General features: G+C 49.9%; 19 protein-coding genes. 9 read left to right on the top strand and 10 right to left on the bottom strand.

Going from position 1 to position 23,618, the window contains the following annotated elements; genetic code table 11:
• The 4 genes from NXT09_RS12925 to NXT09_RS12940 all read left to right on the top strand — a co-directional run bounded on the left by NXT09_RS12925 (nt 1) and on the right by NXT09_RS12940 (nt 6,044).
• On the top strand, nt 1-684 hold the full coding sequence (locus tag NXT09_RS12925) for a MotA/TolQ/ExbB proton channel family protein (RefSeq protein WP_268579950.1): 684 nt from the start codon (nt 1-3) through the stop codon (nt 682-684).
• Nucleotides 677-2,023, top strand: coding sequence for a phospholipase D-like domain-containing protein (locus NXT09_RS12930; RefSeq protein WP_268579951.1), 1,347 nt, complete (start codon nt 677-679; stop codon nt 2,021-2,023). The genes NXT09_RS12925 and NXT09_RS12930 overlap by 8 nt, the downstream gene beginning before the upstream one ends.
• Before the next feature lie 33 nt (nt 2,024-2,056).
• Nucleotides 2,057-3,430, top strand: a complete 1,374-nt coding sequence (locus NXT09_RS12935; protein ID WP_268579952.1) for an esterase-like activity of phytase family protein — start codon at nt 2,057-2,059, stop codon at nt 3,428-3,430.
• Between the two features lie 382 nt (nt 3,431-3,812).
• Nucleotides 3,813-6,044: a LamG-like jellyroll fold domain-containing protein gene (locus NXT09_RS12940; RefSeq protein ID WP_268579953.1), complete on the top strand. Its 2,232-nt coding sequence runs from the start codon at nt 3,813-3,815 to the stop codon at nt 6,042-6,044.
• Between the two features lie 67 nt (nt 6,045-6,111).
• On the opposite strand, the gene NXT09_RS12945 is transcribed toward NXT09_RS12940, so the two are convergent.
• The 10 genes from NXT09_RS12945 to NXT09_RS12990 form a co-directional block, all read right to left on the bottom strand.
• A complete protein-coding gene (locus NXT09_RS12945) occupies nt 6,112-6,798 on the bottom strand; it encodes a GntR family transcriptional regulator (RefSeq protein ID WP_010282703.1) in 687 nt (228 codons plus the stop codon).
• A 307-nt stretch (nt 6,799-7,105) separates the two neighbouring features.
• Nucleotides 7,106-8,389 (bottom strand): TRAP transporter large permease, encoded by a 1,284-nt coding sequence (locus NXT09_RS12950; RefSeq protein WP_010282701.1) that lies wholly within the window; start codon nt 8,387-8,389, stop codon nt 7,106-7,108.
• On the bottom strand, nt 8,386-8,865 hold the full coding sequence (locus NXT09_RS12955) for a TRAP transporter small permease (RefSeq protein ID WP_268579954.1): 480 nt from the start codon (nt 8,863-8,865) through the stop codon (nt 8,386-8,388). Before NXT09_RS12955 ends, NXT09_RS12950 begins: the two co-directional genes overlap by 4 nt.
• A 64-nt stretch (nt 8,866-8,929) precedes the next feature.
• Nucleotides 8,930-9,958, bottom strand: a complete 1,029-nt coding sequence (locus NXT09_RS12960; RefSeq protein WP_268579955.1) for a C4-dicarboxylate TRAP transporter substrate-binding protein — start codon at nt 9,956-9,958, stop codon at nt 8,930-8,932.
• A gap of 221 nt (nt 9,959-10,179) precedes the next feature.
• Entirely contained in the window at nt 10,180-11,205 is a 1,026-nt protein-coding gene (gene yiaK, locus NXT09_RS12965) for a 3-dehydro-L-gulonate 2-dehydrogenase (RefSeq protein ID WP_268580042.1), read from the bottom strand.
• Between the two features lie 461 nt (nt 11,206-11,666).
• A complete protein-coding gene (locus NXT09_RS12970; RefSeq protein ID WP_268579956.1) occupies nt 11,667-13,133 on the bottom strand; it encodes a mannitol dehydrogenase family protein in 1,467 nt (488 codons plus the stop codon).
• Nucleotides 13,134-13,236: 103 nt separating this feature from the next.
• Nucleotides 13,237-14,607: an MFS transporter gene (locus NXT09_RS12975; RefSeq protein WP_094432047.1), complete on the bottom strand. Its 1,371-nt coding sequence runs from the start codon at nt 14,605-14,607 to the stop codon at nt 13,237-13,239.
• Between the two features lie 337 nt (nt 14,608-14,944).
• Nucleotides 14,945-15,967, bottom strand: a complete 1,023-nt coding sequence (locus NXT09_RS12980) for a Zn-dependent oxidoreductase (RefSeq protein ID WP_268579957.1) — start codon at nt 15,965-15,967, stop codon at nt 14,945-14,947.
• Between the two features lie 29 nt (nt 15,968-15,996).
• Nucleotides 15,997-17,211, bottom strand: a complete 1,215-nt coding sequence (manD, locus tag NXT09_RS12985; protein ID WP_039283781.1) for a D-mannonate dehydratase ManD — start codon at nt 17,209-17,211, stop codon at nt 15,997-15,999.
• 290 nt (nt 17,212-17,501) lie between these two features.
• Nucleotides 17,502-18,404, bottom strand: coding sequence for a LysR family transcriptional regulator (locus NXT09_RS12990; RefSeq protein ID WP_039312577.1), 903 nt, complete (start codon nt 18,402-18,404; stop codon nt 17,502-17,504).
• A gap of 277 nt (nt 18,405-18,681) precedes the next feature.
• Here NXT09_RS12990 and NXT09_RS12995 point away from each other — a divergent pair, with 277 nt between their 5' ends.
• The 5 genes from NXT09_RS12995 (at nt 18,682) to NXT09_RS13015 (ending at nt 23,572) form a co-directional block, all read left to right on the top strand.
• Entirely contained in the window at nt 18,682-19,647 is a 966-nt protein-coding gene (locus tag NXT09_RS12995; RefSeq protein WP_268579958.1) for an alpha/beta hydrolase, read from the top strand.
• A 500-nt stretch (nt 19,648-20,147) separates the two neighbouring features.
• A complete protein-coding gene (locus tag NXT09_RS13000) occupies nt 20,148-20,846 on the top strand; it encodes a 4Fe-4S dicluster domain-containing protein (RefSeq protein WP_205553106.1) in 699 nt (232 codons plus the stop codon).
• Nucleotides 20,839-21,801 carry a cytochrome c nitrite reductase subunit NrfD gene (gene nrfD / locus NXT09_RS13005; protein WP_268579959.1) on the top strand — a complete coding sequence of 321 codons (963 nt, stop codon included), beginning with the start codon at nt 20,839-20,841 and terminating at the stop codon, nt 21,799-21,801. Before NXT09_RS13000 ends, nrfD begins: the two co-directional genes overlap by 8 nt.
• Entirely contained in the window at nt 21,802-23,178 is a 1,377-nt protein-coding gene (locus NXT09_RS13010; protein WP_268579960.1) for an MFS transporter, read from the top strand.
• Nucleotides 23,179-23,224: 46 nt separating this feature from the next.
• Nucleotides 23,225-23,572, top strand: coding sequence for an FMN-binding protein (locus tag NXT09_RS13015; RefSeq protein ID WP_102118242.1), 348 nt, complete (start codon nt 23,225-23,227; stop codon nt 23,570-23,572).
• Nucleotides 23,573-23,618 lie beyond the last annotated feature (46 nt).

Raw genomic sequence — 23,618 nt, forward strand, 5'->3', positions numbered from 1 at the left:
ATGAACGCCGATATGCTGCACGAGATTATTTTCTACGTCATGTACGCCTCACTGGTGATCGCCCTGATGATCATCATCGAACGCAGTCTCTATTTTTCCTATACGCGTCGACAGGCCAAACGGCTGGAACGCGCGCTGACGGCGGATATTCGCCACGTTCACGATCTGCCGGACGCGCTGACCCAGCGCCCTAGCCTGCCCATCGCCGTCGTCACGCCCGTTCTGGCGCAGTCACATCAGGCAGAAAACCGCGATGCACTTAACGACCTGATCGACGCACAATATCTGCAAAGTAAGCCGCTGCTGTCACGCGGACTCTGGATTCTGGAAACGGTCGTCACCGCAGCACCGCTACTGGGGCTGCTCGGCACCATCATGGGGATTATCGAAACCTTCAAAGCACTATCTGCTGCTGGCATCTCCGACCCGAGCCAGGTTTCTGCCGGGATGGGTACCGCGCTGTACGCCACCGGACTGGGGATCGCCATCGCGCTGGTTTGCCTGCTGGGGAACAATTTCCTGCAAAGCCGAATGGAACACATCAACGAAATGCTGAAAGTCCTGCTGATTCGCGCCGGAATGCCGCATACTCGCCAACAGAAAGCGGGCCCTGCTGTGACGCACAATTCCGTGACAGACAGTGCCGTTACGGAAAAAACGATGGCGGAGAAGCGCTATGCTTAATCGTTGTGGTTTCATCAATCCGGGGCAACGCTGGAAGCATTGCATCAACACACTGCTGACAGGAGGCGTATTGTTTATTGTGAGTGTGTCAGCCTATGCCGACGCCAGCGCTAGCGGCTATCGCATTCCCGGCTATGAATTAGTGTATGACGCCCCGGTGGAAACCACGCTGACCGCCCCCGATCTACGCCCCAGCGATGCGGTGTGGATATCGCTGTTTGATCATGCCCAGCACACCATTGAGTTGGGTCAGTTCTATGTCGCGAATCAGGCGGGAACACGCTTTGATACCGTCTTACAGCATCTGCGTGCCGCCGGAGAACGCGGCGTACGAATCCGCCTGCTGCTTGAAGAGAAAGGGCTAAAAATTTCCACCCAGGACACGCTGGAACAGCTCAAAACGATTCCGAATCTCGAGCTGCGCGTGATTCCTTTTGAACGCCTGAGCGGCGGTATTGTGCATGCCAAATACCTGCTGGTTGATGGCAAACAGGCCTACATGGGTAGCCAGAACCTTGACTGGCGGGCGCTGGAGCACATTCACGAAACGGGATTATTGATCGACGATCCCCGCGTAGTGACTCAGATTAGCGCTATTTTTGAACAAGACTGGCAGGCACAGGCGCGACTGGCCCAAGGCGAAACCGTTCCGCCACTGCCCACCGCAACGCAACCCGCTGACCGTTCGGGTAACTATCTGGTTGCCAGCCCCAAAGCGTTTAATCCCGCTGGTGTGATAGATTCCGAAGAAGAACTCCCCCGCTTGCTGGCCGAAGCCCAGCAGTTGGTCCGTATTCAGGTGATGGATTACGTTCCGCTCTCCTACGGCCCAGAGAAAACACGCCCGTACTATGCGGTGATCGATAACGCGATTCGTGCCGCCGCCGCACGCGGCGTCCAGATCGAGCTGATGGTGTCCGAATGGAGCACCAAAATGCCGAATATTGCCTACCTGAAAAGTCTGGCAGTGCTACCCAACATCCAGATAAAAACGGTGTCGATTCCCCAAGCCAGCAGCGGCTTCATCCCGTTTGCTCGCGTGATCCACAGCAAGGTCATGACCATCGACGGCAAGAAAGCCTGGATCGGTACCAGCAACTGGAGCGGCGGCTATCTGGATAACTCGCGCAATCTGGAGATGGTAATTCAGAACCCAGCGATGGCGCAGCGGGTAGACATGCTCTATACACAACTGTGGAACAGCGAGTACGCGCATCCTCTGCGCATTGATTATGATTACCCGCGGCCCGATCCGGGTGGCATGAAAGAGAAAGAGAAAGATAAGGAGAAGGAAAACAGCCCTTCATCCACGACAGTCGGTACGGTCAACGCACCGTAGCCACCACCAGAATGACATTTGATGGGGAATAGCATGAAACACACGTTGTTAGCACTGCTGGTTGCCGGATTTCTGCCGTTCAGCGTTCAGGCCGCAGGAGAAAAAGTGACGCGCTATGTCGTCACCTTCCCAGACAGCGAACGCGTTGCGTATCAGGGCAAATTCGCCCAGAACTTCCCCAACGGTCTGCCTGTCGGTATTGGTTCCGGCCTCTATTTTACCGGTAAACAGGGCGACGATCTGATGTTCACCACCGTCACCGATCGCGGTCCGAATGCCGATGCGCCGCTGGTCGGCGAGAAAGAGGCCAAGATCTTCGCCAGCCCTGACTACGCGCCGCTGATGATGGATATTCGCGTCAGCGCGAAAGCCGCCGAGGCAATCAACGCCCGTCCGCTGCACGATGCTGAGGGCAATATCACCGGCCTGCCGCTGCCTGGGGACGTTATCGGCACCACCAACGAAGTGGCGCTGAACGATGCACTGCAACCGCTCAGCACCAGCCAGCGCGGGCTGGACACCGAAGGGATTACGCCGGATGGCAAAGGCGGCTTCTGGCTGTGTGACGAATACGGCCCGTTCCTGATCCACGTTGATGCCAGCGGGAAGATCCTGCAAAAATTCGGGCCAACGCCTGCGGGCAGCGAGCATTCAGTCGCCAGCGGCTTACCGAATATCATCAAATGGCGTCAGCCGAATCGGGGTTTTGAAGGCCTGACCCGCCTGCCGGACGGCACGATTGTTATGGCAGTGCAAAGCACGCTGGATATCGACGGCAAAAGCAAAAACAAAGCGCAGTTTACGCGTCTGGTGATGTTTAACCCGGAAACCAAAACCAGCCGTATGGTGGGCTACCCCATCAATATCGACAGCTATAAGAAAGCGAAGGATGCCAAGATCGGCGACATCGTCGCGCTGGATAATCAGCGCATTTTGCTGGTCGAGCAAGGCGCGGATAAAGACAAGCAAATGCAGAACCGCATCTATCTGGTCGATCTCAGCAAGGCGAGCGACCTGACACCGTTCGATGCTGACGGTAAGTCGCCGGAATTTGACGATCTCGCCCAGTTGGAAAAACGCGGCATTACGCTGGCGAGCAAGCAGGAGCTGGTGGATCTGCGTAAGCTCGGCTGGCAGCAGGAGAAAGTGGAAGGTCTGGCGCTGGTCGATAAGCAAACGCTGGCCGTCATTAACGACAACGACTTTGGTCTGCAATCCGTGCTGCAATCCCCGGTTAAAGCGAAAGATAAGGCGGACGACTATCAGGTTACTGCCGATGGCAAACTGACGCGAGATGGCAAGGCGGTCGAGACGACGTTAGCCATCAAACCGTTGGAAAAGCCAGAAGCCGATAACGAACTGTGGGTGATTCAGCTGGCACAACCATTGAAGTCTCATCTTCAATAAGATCTTACTTTTACCAAGGCAGTGTTTAATGCCTGCCCCCAAAAGCAGCGCAAAAGACTAATCAATCCCAAAAAAAGGACAGGAATAACATTTTATGCTCATTGATTTTTAATAATAAAAATCAATGAGCTACTCCCAGACTAGCCCACCAGCTAGTGCAAAAACTATCCAGCACGATTTCCCTCGACACATCAATAAAGAAAGCCTTATTTTCGATATTCGGCATGGCAATACCGCCCAAAAAACACGAGCACAGAGCAACGATGAAATCTCGCAGCCCTTTTTCTCGTGGCCTGATCATCGACAGGTTATGGAAAAACCGGTGCAGTGTTGATCATCGGTGAAATGATTGAACACACATAAATAGGGAAGTTAAAACACCATGAAAAAAATAGCACAACAGACGGACAACGATCATGCAAACACATCCACGGGCTCACATACGGACGCAGCAAGACCGGCGTCGTTACCTCGCCGCCGCTTTTTGCAAGCCGGAGCGGGTGCAGCTTTCAGTGGATTGCTAGGCCAATTCAAAGGAAGTTTCCTCACCCGAGCCATCGCCGCAGTCGCAACGGGCGCGATTGCTCCCTCAATTTATGCCGAAGAACGAATCTTCACACATCCCGGCCTATTACATACCGAAGAGGATTTTTCTCGCATCCGAGATAAAATTGCCAGAAAAGAACAACCCTGGACAAATGCCTGGACCCCGTTCATACAGGATGGCTATTCACAGTTGGGAACGAATCCGCGCGCAACCGATAATCTCGTACGCGGCGGCGAGGGACAAAACTTCCCGGTTTTATATATCGATGTGCAACGCTCCTACCGTCTGGCGGTACGCTGGAAGATTACGCAGGATAAGGCTTATGCCGATGAAGCCCTGAGGTATCTCAACGCCTGGTCTTCTACTCTGAAAACCATCACGGGTAACGCAGACCGCTGGTTAGCAGCCGGTATCTATGGCTATCAATTCGCTAACGTCGCAGAGATTATGCGTACTTACTCCGGCTGGGCGCGCACCGATTTTGAGCATTTCCAAAACATGATGCTGACGATCTTCTACCCGATGCCGCGTAATTTTTTAGACGTTCACAACGGTGCAGAGATTACGAACTACTGGGCGAACTGGGATCAGTGTGCGATTGCCAATATTTTGGCGATCGGCGTGCTGTGCGACCGACCTGATATCTATCAGGAAGCCATTGATTACTACAAGTATGGTCAGGGAAATGGGGCGGGAATGCAGGCCGTTGTACATTTACACCCCGGCTATCTGGGGCAATGGCAAGAAAGTGGCCGCGATCAGGGGCACACCACGTTGGGTATGAGTCTGGGTGTCGCATTCTGCGAAATGGCGTGGAATCAGGGGGATGATATCTACGGTTATGCCAATAACCGCTTCCTCGCCGGTGCCGAATATGTGGCAAAATCCAATCTGTCTGATAGCAATGGCGGTTTCCTTTCCGTTCCGTGGAAAAATTATCGTAATCGCCATGGCCTGATGGAAGGGCTTGGCACCGTCAGCCAGGGAAATAACCGTCCGTGCTGGGAAACAATCTACAACCATTACGCTAAACGCAAAGGAATTGCGACGCCCTACGTTTATAAGTATGTACAGAAAATCACACCAGAGAATGGTGGCGGTGGCGATGGTACGGGCTACGGCACGCTATTGTACACTCGCGATTTGCTCGTCGAGAGTTCAGCACTGAAACCAACTGGCTTAACCGCTTATCGCCGTGGCGACAGTATCGAACTTTCATGGTGGGGCGTCGTCGGAGCCACTAGCTATACGCTTGAGCGTTCAACCTCGGCGAATGGGGCATTCAGCCCAATCGCTTACAACATTACCGACTTATTAACCTATACCGATCAGGATATTATCTCCAGTGCATCCCGCTACACCTATCGTGTTAAAGCACTGGTGAATGGTGGAGAAACACTGGCTTCTGATGTCGTGAGCGTTGCGATAAAAACAGAAGAAATTTTTCATCTGGCGTTTAACGAAGGTTCAGGCACCACGCTGGCTGACAACACAGGAAAATGGGAAGCCAGCACCTTACATGGCGGAGCCAGTTGGGGAACGGGGCCGGATGGTGCTGGCGTTGCGCTGGTGTTAGATGGTGTCGATGGTCATGTCAGCTTGCCCGGAAAAGTGATGGAAAATTTAGGTGATTTCACCGTCGTTACCCGCTTCTGTGCTGACGACAAGCGCACCTGGGCGCGTATTTTCGATATGGGTTCTGGCACCCGACGCTGGATCGCCCTATTGCCTTACAGCAATCTGGGTAAACCCTCATTCAGAACATCCAGTTTGCATGGCTACATGATGGAAGCGTTTGAACCCACCACCGAGACATTCCCCGTTGGTCGTTGGGTCACCGTCGCACTGGCCCAGTCTGGTAATATCGGGATTATGTATATTGACGGGAAAGAGGTCGTGCGGAGTGAAACTCTAACACTAGCGCCTTACCAGCTCGGTGAATTGAGTGCCGCCTACCTTGGCCGTTCACAATATCCGACCGATCCCTACATGAAGGGGCGCTATGATTATTTCAAAATTTACGCAGGTGCCTTGAGCAGCACTGAAATTGCGGCGTTATCCAGTTAAGACGTGTAAACACTCACCGCATGAATACATCAAATTTCATGCGGTGATAGCAGCCAGTAAACAAGGATCAGGCGTGCTCGAACCAGTCGCTATTCTGTTGCGCAATTGGCGTGATCGAATAGATCATTTCCTGCAAATGCTCACGAATCGCTTTTTCCGCGGCATCAGGATCGCGCGCTTTCAGGGCGCTAAAAATCAGGTAGTGCTGTTGAATCAGGCTGGGCGGTGGTGAAACCTGGCTCAGGCTGAGAAAACGTACGCGGTCCATCGTCGCTTTAATCGATTCGATGGTTTCCCACGCCAGCGGACAGTTGGCAATCTGTGTCAGCAGCTGATGGAAGCTGTCATCAAGGCTGAGAAACTCGCGTACCTGATCATTCTGCGCAGCCAGTTCCTGACGGCGTAAGTTGTGCTCCAGCGTCAGCAGCTGTTCTTCCGTCACCATTTCTGCCGCCCGGCGCGCAATCGCACATTCCAGAGCCTGACGAATAAAGCGGGCATCTGCCACGCGCTGCTCGGAGATCTTCATCACAAACGTGCCGCGCTGCGGCAGGATCTGCACCAGTCCGGCCTCTGCCAGCTTGATAAAAGCCTCTCTCACCGGCTGGCGGGAAACGTCAAAACGCACAGAAATTTCTTTTTCAGACAGCAGCTTACCCGGCGGAATATTGCATTCCACAATGTCTTTGCGCAGTACGCGATAAATTTGCTGGTTGACTGGTTCGTTGTTGTTGATCTGAAAAGAGGTGTCCATGCCGTTGTGCTTACCCGAGAAATTTACCGTTTATGATACATGTTAATTAGGGACTATACCCGCCATACTTGTCTGTCATATCTCAAACTGCACGTTTGTTCACTTACCTTACGCCCCAGCCACTCACATGAGTCAGTGGCTGGGGATAATGAGGAACAGCATATCTTTCACAGGAGACCCGCAGCCGGACGTTTCCAAAGAGCATATCGTTCAGTTGCCGCCTGTATTCGACTGGTTTAGACGCTTATCCTCTATTTCAAAAATACATAATTAAACGGCTATCACACTATATTAAACGACTATCAGACTATGGCATAAGTAAATTAGGCAAGAACATTACCGTTTGCGGAAATAAAAAGAGAACCGCGACGAAAATGAGGAATGCCAATAAATACGGCACTGAAGTTTTCATAAAATGTACTGTGTCACATTTTAAAATACCACAGACCGTATACATACAAATACCAACCGGCGGCGTATTCGCTCCCAACAACGTTAAGGTAATAAACATAATGCCGAAATGAATGGGGTCATAGCCTATTTCTGTCACGATGGGCAGTAATATTGGCGTCAACAGCAATACCAGAGGACTGGCATCCAAAACCATCCCGATAATGAGTACCAAGGCAAAAATCAGTAGCATGATACCAGTAGGGCTTTCTGTAAAATCGGTAATGATTTCAGTCATTGCCTGAGGCAATTGATCCAATACGCTGATATGTCCCAGAATAAAGGCAGCCATAACCAAAAGCATGACAATACCCAGATCGCTTAGCGTTTCAGTCAATGTCTCAAGCATTCCTTGCCACGTGAGTTCCTTATAAACCAGACCACCAATAATAATGGCGTAGAGAACGATAAATGCCCCCGCTTCTGAAGTAGTAAACAACCCTAAACGAATCACTACGATGAGAATGACTGGGAACATCAACGCCCAAAAACCGCGACGAAAACTAACCACAACCTCTTTGAACGTCGGCTTTGACAATGTTTCTGGTGGGATTTTCATACGACGAGCCATGATGTAATTCGTTATCATCAGGGTTATCGTCAGCAAAAAACCGGGGATAATGCCAGCGAGGAATAATTTACCGATAGAGACATTACCCACAAATCCAAACAAAATTAACAAGATGCTTGGAGGTAATGTAGCCGTGATCAATGACGCAAAAGCGATAACGACAGCCGTGTAAGCCCGTGGATAGCCCCGCTCAATCATAGAGAAACCGAGCATACGTGACTGCATTGACGCATCAGCGACTGCTGAACCAGCAACGCCCCCCATAAGCATCGCGAGTAATACGTTAATTTGCGCTAATCCTCCGATCATCCAGCCAGTCAGTAAACGCGCAAAATCCAATAAACGCTCTGTAATGCCTGTTCGCGTCAGTAAATTTCCAACCAAGATAAACAAAGGGACAGCAATCATCGGAAATGACTGTGTCGGCGCGGCAAACTTTTGAAAAGCGATACCAAGAGGGAGAAAATCAGACGTGAAGAAATAGGCCAGGCTTGATATGGCAATGACAAATCCTACCGGCATGCCCATCAGCATGAAAACGACGAATAATACACCGGTCAACCATATCATGGTAAATCCCCTCTAATAGATAATGCTCGACGGGTATTAACTTTATCAATCAGTTGCTCAACACAGGTCAATATCATTAGCAAACACCCTGTCGGAACTGCCGCGCTTAAAAAAACATGATTTAATTCTGAAATGGGTAATACATGAGCTCGTGTATCCCAGGTAAAAAGATATCCAGAGTAAGTTCCAAAACCAAGAAATAAGATAATCAAAACTCTATTAATATAATCTATTCCAGTTTGGATTTTCTCAGGTAACCGCTTAGATAAAAAATCAATTCCCATATTACGTTGATTGGCTTGAGCATAATGGATAGAGAACATACTTACCCAAGCGAATAAAACCATTGATATCTCTATAGACCATATCAGTGGATACCCCACTGCTCGTCCAATAGCCGCGACCAGAATAAGTATCACCATGATGATAAACATAATCTTTGCAATGGCTATTTCTATTTTAATCAGTGTTTTCATCTGAAATATCTCACACAACGTCCCGCCGAAAAGGCGGGATCGGCACAGAGGTAATCAAACTAATTTATTTGGTGTCCAACGCTGTTTTCAGGCTGTCACGAGCGGTTTCCAATCCAAGTTTAGCAGGTACATTTGCACAGGCAGTTATAAAGGGAGTGAGATCGATTTCTTCCACTTTCACGCCACTTTTGGACATTTTTTCTAAAACGGCAGCACTTTGCTCTATAATTTTTTGGGATGCGAATGCACCAGCATTATAAGATTCTTCATGAAGAATCTTCTGATATTCGGCAGGAAGTTGGTCAAACCATTTACTCCCAACAATAATCGACGTCATTAAGTGGTAGTGGTTGGTTTTAGTAATATATTTAGCGACCTCATTAAGCTTGGAACCGTATAACGCCGTTGGGTGCGCCTCGGCAGCATCCACTACGCCCGTCTGAATGGCGGAATACACTTCGGACCAAGCCATTGGCGTTGGTGATGCTCCCATGCAGTTGATTGTTTCAATAACGATAGGCGCATCAGGTACCCTTACTCTGACACCTTTTAAATCAGCTGGCTGGGTGAAAGGTTTTTTCGTAATCATCATACGAGAACCTTGATACCAATTGAACGAGAGGCTGACCAAGCCCGATTTTCCCTGTAATTGCGATTCCCATTCTTTAAATATGGGTGTTGTGACAAATTTCGAAGCTTGCTCATAATTTGACAATAAGAAGGGGGCATTCAGTATTGCCAACTCTGGCACAAATTGCGCCAGTCTACCGCCATCAGTGAGAACGCCAACATTACTTCCCACTTGAGCCTGCTGAATTAGTTCACCATCGGCTCCCAACTGACCGCTAGGAAATAACCTCACACGTACTTTTTTATCAGTGCGTTTTTCAACGTTTTTCTTAAATTCCTTAAATCCAGCATAAACAGGATCATCCGGAGCTAACGCAGTGCTCAAGTTGAAATCATATGTTTTGGCGGCAACGGAAGATAAGGTAAAAAGCGAAAGTAATGAGGCAAGTGCTATTTTTTTGCATATCCTCGGTGTTAAAGCATAAAAATACTTCCTTTCGAAAGTTAAGGTATATTTTGACATATCTTTCTATTCTCCGAAGGAAAAATCATGAATGTAAAAATACTAGATACGCTAATTCAACACATCGAAATTAAATCCCCCACTTCTCAGTTATCAGAAAAATAGACTATTTACATCATCACTAACGGTTTATTGACCTTACCCATTAGTCAAACATTATTTAATCATTATCTCAGGTCACTCAGCGCCGCTTCTATCGCATTGCAGAATATTACCAATGATCATCTTTTCACTTCTTGTGCCAGCTCCACGACTTCAGCCCATACGCCATCATCAACAGGGATGCCTTTGACAAGATTCTCTTGCCGATTTTTAGCTGAATGTTCTCCGGGATAATAAACTTCTGTTTGGCCTTCTGCCTGCGTCGATGTCTTGACATAATCCGCCACGCTGTCAGCCATACGCTCGCTAAATTCACTGCCGCCAAGCTGGGCTGGATCGAAAACAATAAAAATCTGGCTGGCTCCAGTGCAACTGCCTTTACCAATTTTATCAATCTCATTTGTCGGATGGCCTGCGGACAGCAACGCCGCCATCGCATCTAACAAAACGGCCAGCCCCGAACCTTTCCAGTATCCGGTTGGAAGGATGCGCATAGATTGTTCAATTGGCCTCGGTTCATCGGTTAAATTTCCCTGCTGATCAAAACCGCCAGGAAAAGGCAGACGTTCGTTTTTAAGCCGCGTAACCTGTAATTTGCCGTATGAGTACTGCGACATCGCCATATCTAATACGATCGGCCCTTTTTCTCTCGGCACAGCCATCACAAAAGGGTTGTTACCTAAGCGGGTATTTTTAGCCCCCCACGCAGGCATACACGATTCCGTATTCGTCCAACACATTGCGGCAAGACCTTGTTCCGCGGCTTTCCAGCCGTACGCGCCTCCACGCATCCAGTGGGTAGTATTGCGTAAAGCAACAATCCCTATGCCATTTTCACGCGCTATCTCCGCTGCTTTTTCAACCGCAAACAAGGCGTTGGTGACACCAATCCCCTGATTACCGTCATAGATCTGAATCACACCTAATGATTTGACCTGAGTGGGCTCAGCCTGAATATCGATCCAACCTTTTTTGACATAGTCAATAAACCGGGATACGCGGTTTAAGCCGTGCGAATAAACCCCATCACAACTGGATTCTGTATGAATCTGTGCGCAAACGTCCGCTTTTTTCTCGCTTAATCCCGCGTTCAAAAATGCCTTCTTTACAGTCTCTTTCATGACATCAAAACTAATTCTTTGCATATTTTTCATCTCATTTCTAAGACCAACATTCCACGATGGACATCATCATGACTGAATATCTACCAGCACTTCGCAGCAACTTTTTGGCACCTGTTCAACTTAGCTCATTTATCCGCCATTACCTACTACCATACAAGTACACCAATAGTGATAACTTGAATCACCTCACATTTATTAACATTTGCAACATTTATCGAAAAACCATAAATAGCAGAAGGAGGAACAGGAATGCATCAAGAGGGAAAAGAGGATGTGGCAGGCGAACCATAGGAACATTAACGCTGTGCTTCAGAGCGCTAATGATGAAAGTCCTTTTTAGTTGATCTTCAACGTAATATGGCAGGTGTCATGGTTACCGCAATCCTGTTGCGGTGAGATAGAGATATTGCAGGACAAGGGGCCATCCGTATTTCCCTTGCCCTGTATGGTCACAAACATAGCCAACGCGATCGGTTTTGAAATTACCAGTCCATTGCCTGTAACGTCCCTTTCACGCCTTTTTCTAGCAACGTCAGATAATGCTGCGTCACCGCATCGACAAAGACAGGGTTCTTCGGTAAGTCCTCACCAAAAATCGCCGTCAGCGCCAGCAGCGCCGCGACTCGGCTTTCACCTTCTGGGCTGCGTTGCACCGTTTCAGCGATCAGATCTTTCAGCGGATCGCTAATTTCAATCGGTTTTCCTTGCTCATCCACGCCGCCCACATAGCGCATCCATCCCGCCACGCCGAGCGCCAGCGCATCAAAACGGCTGCCGCGTGCCAGATGCCAGCGGATCGAGTCCAGCATCCGCTGTGGCAGTTTTTGCGAACCGTCCATCGCAATCTGCCAGGTGCGGTGCTTTAACGCACGGTTACGATAGCGATCCAGCAGCGCATCCGCATAGGCGGCGAGATCGACACCCTGTGTACGCAGCGTCGGAGCCTGTTCACGCAGCATCAGATGATGTGCCGCCGCGACCAGGTCGTTGTCCTGCATGCACTCGCTGATATGCTGGTAGCCTGCAAGGTAGCCCAGATACGCCAGAAATGAGTGGCTGCCGTTCAGCATACGCAGCTTCATTTCCTCAAACGGCAGGACATCCTGTACCAGCTCCGCACCGGCTTTTTCCCATGCAGGACGGCCGTTGACGAAGTTATCTTCAACCACCCACTGGAAGAACGGTTCACAGGCGATCCCCGCGGGATCGACTACGCCCAGCTGTCCCTGAATTGTCTCCAACGTTTCCTCGGTGATAGCCGGAACAATCCTGTCCACCATCGTGGACGGAAAGGTGACGTGCTGTTCAATCCAGCGCGCCAGTTCGATATCCTGCAGCTCGGCCAGTTGCACGATCACGTTGCGCGTGACGTGCCCGTTTTCTGGCATATTGTCGCAGGACATCACGCTGAATGCCGGTAGCTGGCGTTCCCGTCTGCGTTTAATCGCAGCCAGAATCACACCGGGCAGGGAGCGTGGTTCTGCGGGTAACCCCAGATCGTGGCAAATCAGCGGATGTTCACTATTTAACTGCCCCGTCGCCGGGTGGTGGCAATAGCCTTTCTCCGTGACGGTAATCGATACGATGGCGATATCCGGCGCGCTTAGCGCTTCCAGCACTGCCTCGATGCCTTCGACTTCCGCATGCAGCGCGCTGGTCGCTACACCGATGACCCGGCTATTCCAGCCGCTGTCCGCCATTTCGGAAACCGACCACAGCAAATCCTGCTGGCGAATGGCTTCAATTTGCTGCTCGCCGCCAATCAGGTTGATTTCGCAATAGCCCCAGTCGCTACCGTGTTCCGCCGCCAGCTTATCGGCACAGACCGCCTGATGCGCCCGGTGAAATGCGCCGAAGCCAATATGCGCAATACGTGTTTTTAGCTGGCTGCGGTTGTAACGCGGCACCACAACCTGCGGTTTAAGAGTGGAAAATTCACTGATACTCATCGTTATCCCTGATAGGTGATTCAAAAAATACGTCTGTGCCCTAAATGATTCGAGTTGCAGACAGGTCAACTCATCTGCAACTCGAACAATGACAATCTGAACGTTACGCCGCGTCGTCTAATGCATCCAAGTCACGGTCTTTCACTTCCGGCATACAGATAGCCGCGAATAAACCAATCACTGAGTAAGCAATCATCATCACGACAATCGGCCACCAGGAACCGGTCATGTTGCAGAAAATACCTGCTAACACCGGACCAAAACCAACGGCAACCAGACCACCCGTTTCTTTGGCAATCGCCATTTGCGTAAAGCGGCTGCGTCCACCGAATATTTCCGCCATCGTGATATTTTCCAGCGCAAATAATCCCAGTACCGCGAAGTTATGAATAATGATAATGCTGACGACAATTACGTTAACGCTATTCTCTTTATCAACGATAAGAGAGAGCATTGGGTAGGCTAACAATATCGCCGAGATATTCAGAATAATATACGGTACGCGGCGACCAATTTTATCCGAGAGCCATCCTAATAATGGAATGGTGATAAAACCAATAATGGAGCTGATCATCAATGCATCGGTCGGAATAGATTTATTGAACAACAGCGTTTGAACTAAATATCCCGCGAGGAAGGTCTGAATTAATCCTGAATTTCCCGCCTGTCCGAAACGTAATCCTGTTGCCAGCCAAAACGCCTTGCTTTTGAACATGGACAGTACCGATTTTTGCTCGCTTTGCTCAACCACCAGAGCAGGTGACGGCTCTTCAGTATCAGAGACATCATTACTGACTTTTTCAAAAACCGGGCTTTCTTTCAGGTTCATACGCAGCCAGATCGCAAAGATCATCACGACTACGCTGGCCAGGAACGGTACACGCCAGCCCCACGCCAGTAACTCTTCTCGCGAGAGGGCAAAAAACATGACGGCCCAGATAGCCGTGGCGCTGAGCGTGCCGCAGTTGGTGCCCATTGCAACCAGTGAGGAAATAATCCCGCGTTTCCCTTTCGGCGCGTATTCAGCCAGCATGGTACCGGCACCGGAAATCTCGGCGCCCGCCCCTAACCCCTGCACGATACGCAAGGTCACCAGTAAGATGGGCGCGAAAATACCAATCTGTGCGTAGGTTGGTAGCACGCCAATTAACGTGGTACAGATCCCCATCATGGTAATGGTAATAAAGAGCACTTTCTTTCTACCGATGGAGTCCCCCATCCGGCCGAAAATAAAGGCACCGACGATACGTGCGACATAACCTGCGCCGTAGGTTCCCATTGCCAGAATCAGCGCCATCGCCGCCGATTGTTCAGGGAAGAATATTTCATGGAAGACCAATGCCGCACCGAGCGAATACAATTGGAAATCCATAAATTCTAATGCGGTGCCCAGCCAGCCGGACACCGCCGCCTTGACTAAATCAGAGGTACTTCTTACAGGCTTATCTTGTCCAGATGCGATCTGCGTATTCATATATATACTCTCGACGATTTGTAATTATGGTAGAGCACAGTAAGTAAAATTACCGTTCATCATGGTGTCGCAATCCACTCCAGCCCGTTATTGATGGTCTGGAGTGATTAAGAGAGAAATAATTACTTCAAAGGAATCATTATATTATTCTGTAGTCGATATGGTTTTTCCTTTTATATATTCCCTGTTGCCAATAAAAATATTTATACTCGTCATACTTCAAGTTGCATGTACGTTGGCTACGTTCACTCACCCGAATCACTTACTTCAGTAAGCTCATCGGGATTCCTTCTCTTGCCGCCTGCATGAAACTCGAATTATTTAGAGTGTTTACTCGTCATGCATCATTAAACGTCAGCAGGACTTTACAGCAGCGTTTTTGATCTTTTTCAAAGACCTCAATCGCCTGTACCACCTGCTGATAATCAAACCGATGGGTAATCAGTTTGGCCGGATCGATACGTTTCGCTTTCAGCCACTCAATCACGATAGGGAATTTGTTGGCATTCAAGCGCGATGAGAAAATGGAGATCTCTTTGCTGGTGATTCCCTGTTGGCTGATCTGACAAGGCTCGCTGGAAAAACCCATGATGGCGATGCGTGCCGCAGGAGAAGCAATCGTAATCGCTTCCTGCAAAATAGACGGATGGCAGGCAGCATCAACAATCAGCGTCGGCTTGATATTCAGCGCGTCCAGCTCATCTTTTAATGACAGCGAGGCGTTGTTGATAACCCTGTCCGCTCCGCTACGTAATGCCATATCCAGACGTTCAGGAATGCGATCGACGACGATGACTTCCTTCACGTTGAACACGCCTTTCAGTACCTGAACCGAGGTTAACCCCATCGGTCCCGCACCATAAATCAGGGCGACATCCTGCTCCGTCGGCTTCACCTGTGCGGTCACGTTGGCGGAAATCGTGAAGGGCTCGACCATCACGGCGAACTCATCAGGGATCTCATCCGGGATGATGTGCGCGTTCTTCGCCGGTACGGCAGCGTACTCGCTGAACCCGCCGTCGCGATGCACACCCAGCACTACCAGCGAGGTACAGACGTTCGGCTTGCCGATTGAGCAAGGGTAGCAGTGGCCGCAGCTCACTACCGGATCGACTGAGACGCGCTCGCCCAGACGGGATGCCTCCACGCCCTCACCCACCGCCTCAATCACGCCGAAGAATTCATGCCCAATTACGCGCGGGTATTTAGCAAAAGGGTTATGCCCGCGATAGATGTGGCTGTCCGAGCCACAGATACCGGCCAGCTTTACCTTCACCCGAACTTCACCTGCCGCTGGCTGCGGAATAGGACGTTCTTCAATCACCAGCGTATTCGGCTGCTGTATCACAATGCTTTTCATATTTTGGCCTCTGATTACCTATTCCACTCTTACCAATTCCACAATGTGCCGTCTTCCAGACGGGCAACCGGCAGATAAGCGGGGTCATAGGGGTATTTGGCCGCCAGCTTTTCATCAAACTCAATGCCTAACCCCGGTTTTTCGCCTGGGTGCATGTAGCCGTTATCGAACGTCCAGTTATGCGGGAACACTTCCAGCATTTGCTCCGAATAACCCATGTATTCCTGTACGCCGAAGTTTGGCACCCAGAGGTCAAAATGCAGCGCCGCCGCCATGCAGATAGGCGACAGATCCGACGGCCCGTGTGAACCGGTGCGCACCTGATAGAGCGAGGCAAAATCGGCGATACGGCGCATGCCAGTGATCCCGCCCGCATGGGTAATCGTGGTGCGAATGTAGTCGATGAGCTGTTCTTCGATCAGCTGTTTGCAATCCCAGATGCTGTTAAAGACTTCACCAACCGCAATCGGCGTAACCGTGTGCTGGCGGATTAAACGGAAGCACTCCTGGTTTTCCGCCGGCGTTGGGTCTTCCATCCAGAACAGACGATAGTCTTCAATGCTTTTACCAAAGCGCGCCGCTTCAATCGGCGTCAGGCGGTGGTGCATGTCGTGCAGCATGTGCTCGTTGAAGCCAAACTTGTCGCGCACCGCTTCAAACAACTTCGGCGTGAAATCGAGGTATTTTTCCGTCGACCACAGTTGCTCTTCTGGCAAGTTGCCTTTCGTCGCCGGCTCATACGCCAGCCCTTTGCCTTTCGCCATACCGTAGGTGGTTTTCATACCCGGCACGCCGCACTGTACGCGAATCGCCTTGAAGCCCTCATCGCGATGCTTAGCGTAATCGTCCAGCACTTCATCAATCGAGTGGCCCGTGGTGTGGCAATACACCATAACGCCCGTGCGCGATGCGCCGCCCAGCAGTTGGTAGAGCGGCATGTTGGCGGCTTTGGCCTTGATGTCCCACAGCGCGGTATCGACTGCTGAAATGGCAGACATCGTCACCGGGCCACGACGCCAGTACGCGCCTTTGTAGAAATACTGCCAAATATCTTCGATCTGGTGCGCATCACGGCCAATCAGCTGCGGACACACATGATCTTTGAGGTAAGAGGCGACCGGCAGCTCACGCCCGTTGAGCGTCGCATCGCCGAGGCCGGTTAATCCGCTATCTGTCGTAATTTTCAGGGTGACAAAGTTTCGCCCCGGGCAGGTGACAAACACTTCAGCGCTGACAATCTTCACGTTACTTATCCTTCTGTGCATGTAGCCATTCGTTTATGCTGACTACCATACAAGTATATTAATCGAGATAATTTGAATCACCTCACATTTATTCACATTTGCAACATTTATCTAAAACCCATGAAGATCGGGAAGAGAAACCGAGGTGCATCGAGGGATAAAACGTAGGGAAATAAAAGGCAGGCGGCGGCTTATGCGGTCAATGCATCAGGAATTGGACGCACGCGGAACATGTTCTCCGTTGCGGTACACGCGCTGGATATCCGCACCTTTCAAACAAGGAAAGCGCCCTACCGGACGGACTCGCTGTTGTAGTCTTGCAGGAAATCCAGAAACAGCCGCACCATGGGAATGTTAGTGCTGCGCTTTAGATAGCTAATGGCGAAAGTCCTTTTCAGCTGCTCTTCCAGCGGAATAACCGCGACGTCGTAAGCGGTCAGGCTTTTCGCGACAGACGAACAGAGGAAGACCACACCGGACAGGTTAATCACCAGATCCATAATGATGTCCATGTTGCTGCATTCGCGAAAATAGCTTGGGTTGATGCCCTGTTGAGTGAAGGATTTGGAAACGGCGGCATGTTCCCCTGTCCCTTTCTGCGGCACGATCAGCTTTTCTTTGACCATCTGCGGCAAGCTGAGCGTCTTGCTGTCGGCAAGCGGGTGCGATCTTGCCATCACCGCAACAATGTCATCGATCTGACAAATGGTGTGATGAAACAGCGGATCGTTCAGGTACTCATCAAAAGGTGTCGAGAAAGACAGGTGGATCTCTCCATTACGCACCCTTTCCAGTAAATCGGTGCTGACGCCGTCAATGAAAGAGATATCGATATTGGGATAGGCTTTCTGAAACAGGTTAAACATATTGTAGTGAGCCAGACGATTAAAAATCGGAATCACGCCAACCAGCAGCGCGCCATCCGTGCTTTCCTCATAGCTGCTGACAAACTGCTCCAGCTCATAATGCTCTTTAATCATCCCCTGAATTTTGTCAGCAAAGATCTTCCCGAATGGCGTCAGAGAAAACTGCCGGGTGGTTCGGTTAATCAGTTTTCTTTCCGTTTCAAGTTCCAGCCGCGCGATCTCCTGCGACAAGAAGGCCTGAGAGATATTCAGCGCCTTCGCCGCTTTAGTGAAACTCCCGACCCGGATGAGTTCCTGATAATAAATCACACGCTTTATACTGAACATTGTTTTATATTACGCATCAACTGTCTCGTTTATAACCACCCATAATAACAATTATAGGGCTCTGTAAATAATCAAATGTGATTAGATGCACATTTAATTCATGAGAAATAGCGTTAATGGTAGATATAGTCAACTTATTATCAAGGAGGAAATAATTCATTAGCTTAAGACAGTCCAATCCATATTATTAAAGATTTTTTAATATTGTTTTTACAAACACAACATCGTTCTTCACAAACCGCTCTGATTTACATGCTTCTAACAAAGGACTGAAAGTATGCACTATCCGAAAACAGCCAAAATAGTATTAGCCTCACTGACGATGATGAGTTCCAGCGCAATCAACGCGGCACAGAACCAACATGAAATCGCCGTAAAGCAGGAAACTACTTCGGTGAAGTTAATCTCTGACGTCGTTTATTCTCAGGTATCAATGCGCGGCTACCCTAACGTCGCATTAAAAATGGATATCCTTCAGCCTGAAGCAAAAGAAGCGCTCCCTGTCGTATTATTCATTACCGGCGGCGGCTTCATTAACGCCAATAAAGATAATTATCTGCAACAGCGCCTTAGCATTGCCGAAGCGGGCTATGTAGTTGCCAGTATGGAATACCGCGTCGCGCCTACCGTACTTTTCCCCTCTCCGCTAGAGGATGTAAAGTCCGCCATTCGCTATCTGCGCGCTAATGCGAAAAAATTTGGTATCGACGGCCAACATGCCGCAGTTTTCGGTTCATCGGCAGGAGGCTATCTGGCGGCGTTTTCCGGGGTAACAAATGGCTCAAAAGCCTACGATAAAGGCGATCACCTCGACCAAAGCAGTGATGTCCAGGCCGTCATTGATTTCTATGGCTTATCCGACCTAACGCTCGTCGGTGAAGGCTTCCCAGACGATGTCGTTCAGAAACACGCATCACCTTCCGCAACAGAAGCTATCTGGGTTAACGGCACCGCAGTATTTAATGAAGGGGGCTCGATTACTCGCTATCCCGATAAAGCCGCAGCGGCCAACCCGATTAACTTTATCAGCGGCACCACACCTCCGTTCCTGATTATGCACGGCACAAACGATACCTCGGTTTCTCCACGCCAGACCGAGAGACTGCATCAGGCTCTGACGGCGAAAAATATCGAATCCACCTACTACAGCGTCAAAGGTGCCGAGCACGGCGGGCCGCATTGGCTGCAACCGGAAATCATGCAGATTACCGTCCGCTTTCTTGATAAGCACCTAAAACCTTAATACCCGTTTACGGTTTTTAGTATATCCCCCCATTATTTTGTTACACAAACGTTAGTGCTAAATACGCACTAACGTTTTTTATTTGTTACGGAAAAAGTCATTGTCCATTCCGCCCCCCTTTATTACTCACATAAAAAATCGACAATATGATACACATCAATTATTCGTTTTTATCACAAAAAATAAAAATAGCAACTTGCATCCATATAATAGAAACACAATTTCTTAAACGAACGAGGGAAATAAAAATGGCATTTATAACAAATCAACATTTGTTATATACGGATATACAAAAAAATAAACGTGACCAAACGCACACTTAACCTTTAATTCCCATGTTCCAATAAAACCACAATAACAACGTGGCCAACTTATTATTTTCATCGTAATAATGAAGCATCATTCCCTATTAGCGCCACACTGCGAAATATTAACGCTATTGCTGGATTACTACTATCTGGCGTTCGCGCGGCTATCACCCCAATGTGAAGATTTATAATATGGAAGAATTATCTCGCCGTCGTTTTATTGCCTATATGGGAGGTACGATTGCTATTAGTGGGCATATCGGTCTCGCACAAGCGCAAAATGAACCCGAAAAAATGCAGGGTAAATTAGCGGTTAAATATGGCTTATTGCATAACGAAATGCGCTGTATCGGCTGCAAAGCCTGTATCAAGGCCTGTAAAGAGACCAATAACGTACCCGATGGCGTAACCCGACTGGATATACTGCAAACCGTCGATATTCCCGCCGTCGAGAAGACGCGCGCCATTAAGCAATTTTTCCGTAAATCCTGTCAGCACTGTGAGAACCCGCCCTGCGTTGCGGTCTGCCCAACGGGAGCCTCCTTCAAAGACGCACTCACCGGTATCGTCGACGTCAACGATAAACGCTGCGTGGGCTGCCGCTACTGCATTGCCGCGTGCCCTTACCACGTGCGTTTCATCAACCCCGTTACGAAGACAGCAGATAAATGTAACTTTTGTCGGGAAACCAATCTAGCCGCTGGGAAGCAGCCCGCCTGCGTCGAAATCTGCCCCACTAAAGCCTTGGTATTTGGCGATCTCAACGATCCTGAAAGCAACATTGCCAAGATGATCGCGAGCAACGCGACCTACCGCTCCAAGGTCTATTTGGGCACCGAACCCCAGCTCTACCGCATGCCGGGGAAACGAGGAGAAATCGACAATGCATAATGCCTTCACGTTCGACACGCTGGTATGGGATTGGCCCATCGCCATTTATCTTCTTCTGGTCGGCATTTCGGCGGGCATGGTGTCGCTCTCGATGCTGCTCAGGCACTACGTTCCCAGCGAATATCACGGCAGTAACCTTGTCATCAAAGCCACGGCCATCGTGGCACCGCTCGCCGTGATCCTCGGGCTGGTGATTCTGATTTTTCACCTGACTCGACCGCTAGCCTTCTGGTATTTGATGATTTTTTACAACCCGACCTCCATCATGTCGCTTGGTGTGATGCTCTTTCAGGTGTATTTCGTCGTGATGCTGTTATGGATCATCACGCTTTATCATGACGGATGGCTGACGCAGCTTGAGACCGTCTGGCACCGGCCCGCTTTGGCTGCGCGAGCGCGTAAGTTAACGGCGATGATCGTCAAAAAAGCGGCGGTGATTGAAAACCTGCTGCTGGTGCTGGCGATCCTGCTCGGCTGCTATACCGGCTTTCTGCTGTCTGCGCTGAAATCGTTCCCGTTACTGAATAACCCCGTTCTGCCCGTCCTGTTTCTGGTATCCGGCACCACCTCCGGCATTGCTGTCATGCTGCTGGCCAGTGCATGGGGGCGCAATACGTCGGGGCATTCACACTCCCTGCATTTCATCCATCGTGTGGAAACGCCAGTGGTGTACGCCGAACTGTTCCTGCTGTTCGCGTTCTTTATCGGGCTGCTGCTTGGTGGCGGGCAAAAGGTTGTCGCCGCGCAGACCGCGCTGTCGGGTTTCTGGGGCGGCGTATTCTGGATTGGCATTATTGGCATCGGCATTGTGATCCCATTCATTGCCAATCAGGTGCGCAAGCCTTCCACGCATTCCGGCAAAGGCCAGCTGATTACGTTAGCCACCATGAGCCTGTTCGGCGTGTTCCTGCTACGACTGTTCGTGCTTTATGCCGGACAAATGACGGTGGCCTGAATGAACACGTCATGGGTCTTATTCTGGATTGCATCGGCTACCTTTTTCATGCAATCCCTGGATACCACCATGGTGTATGTCGCCATTCCTGCCATCGCGCAGTCGCTACACCAGCCGGTGTTGCATATGGAAGCGATTGTGATCGCCTATATTGTCACGGTCGTCGCATTTACGCCGGCCAATAGCTGGCTGGCGGAACGACTAGGGGAACGGAAAACCTACCAGATCGCGATGGCCATTTTCACGCTCGGCTCGCTGCTGTGCATGACGGCAACCACACTCAGCAGCTTAAGCGTTTTCCGCTTTATTCAGGGCATCGGCGGTGCGCTCATGCTGCCCATCATCAGAACCGTGATATTGCGCACCACGCCGCAGAAGCTGAAATTACGCTTCCTGAATCGGGTGACCTTATTGGGATTACTCGGCACCCTGATCGGCCCCGTTTTCGGCAATATTCTGGTTAGTTTTCTCTCATGGCAGGCTATTTTCCTCGTGAATATCCCGCTGGCTTTACTCTGCTTTTTTCTGGCAACTAAATATATTCCTGTTGCTGCCATAAAAGAGACACCCCGCACGGGTGCCTATGAAGTCGCCTTTCCCATTTTGATGTTATTTCTCGTGGCCTTCATGTTAACCACCGCTACGAAAAATATATTGCCAACGTTCGTCATGCTATTTCTGTCTTGTAGCATGTTGGGCTTGGTATTTATTTATTATCGGCAGCATCTCATTGCAGAAACGGCATTATTCCCTCGCGCCCTGTTTGGCATCAGAACCTTTTCTGTCGGCGTTATTGGCGGCATCGCGACGCGAACATTACTGGCATCGACGCCCGTCGTGCTGTCGTTAATGCTGCAAACGACGCTGGCCTGTAAACCCGCGGAAACCAGCCTGATTTTACTGCTCTTTTCCAGCGGCGCACTGCTATCAAAACTGCTGTTCGAACCATTGGTCAAGCGTATTGGCTACCGTCGGCTGCTGATGCTGACAACCAGCATCACGTCGCTGTGTATCCTCGCCCTGAGCGCTGCCGTGCAAGAGAAATCAATGCTGCTTATCGGCATCATCGCCATGCTGTTAGGCGTGCTGATTTCAACCTTATATTCAGCAGCAGGCACGCTGGCCTTTAGCAACCTGAATAACAGCACGTACCACAGCGGTAATAACCTGCTGACCATTAGCCAATTACTTTCCGTCATGCTCAGTATGACGCTGACGTTTCCGATATTACGCTTTCTTTCTCAGTTTGAAATTCTCTTCAACCTTAACCCTTTCAGCCTGTTGTTTTTATTACTCGGCATTGGCTTACCCATTTGCTGCCTGATATTCAAGCCCCTCAATAACGACGACGGCTATCACTTTATTCATGGGAGATAAATTTGTGACTCACCGTATTCATTCAAAAACTACTGGAACTATTGATATGAAAATCTGCTCAGGAATCCTTCCACTCTGCCTGTTATTCGCAATGGGAACCGCGGTTGCGCAAGAAGGGAATTTTAAAGCTGGCACCTATTCCGCCGCGAGACAGGGTATCGGCGGGGACGTCACCGTTACGCTCGATATCGATGCGCAGGGGAAAGTCCTTAAATCGACGATTGATGCCCCGGAAGAAACGCCGGAAGTCGGCGGGGAAGCCGCCATCGAACTCGCAAAAACCATGACCGAAAAACAGAGCATTCAGGTTGATGGCGTGTCCGGTGCCACGATGACCAGCGGTGCGGTGAAAGAAGCAGCAGAAGACGCGTACTCACAGGCTAAAGCGAATTAATCCCGTTGGTTCTCCACGCGCAGCACGACTGCATTGTAAGAATACG

It is taken from the genome of Pectobacterium jejuense, assembly GCF_026800125.1.
Taxonomy (GTDB): Bacteria; Pseudomonadota; Gammaproteobacteria; order Enterobacterales; family Enterobacteriaceae; genus Pectobacterium; species Pectobacterium jejuense.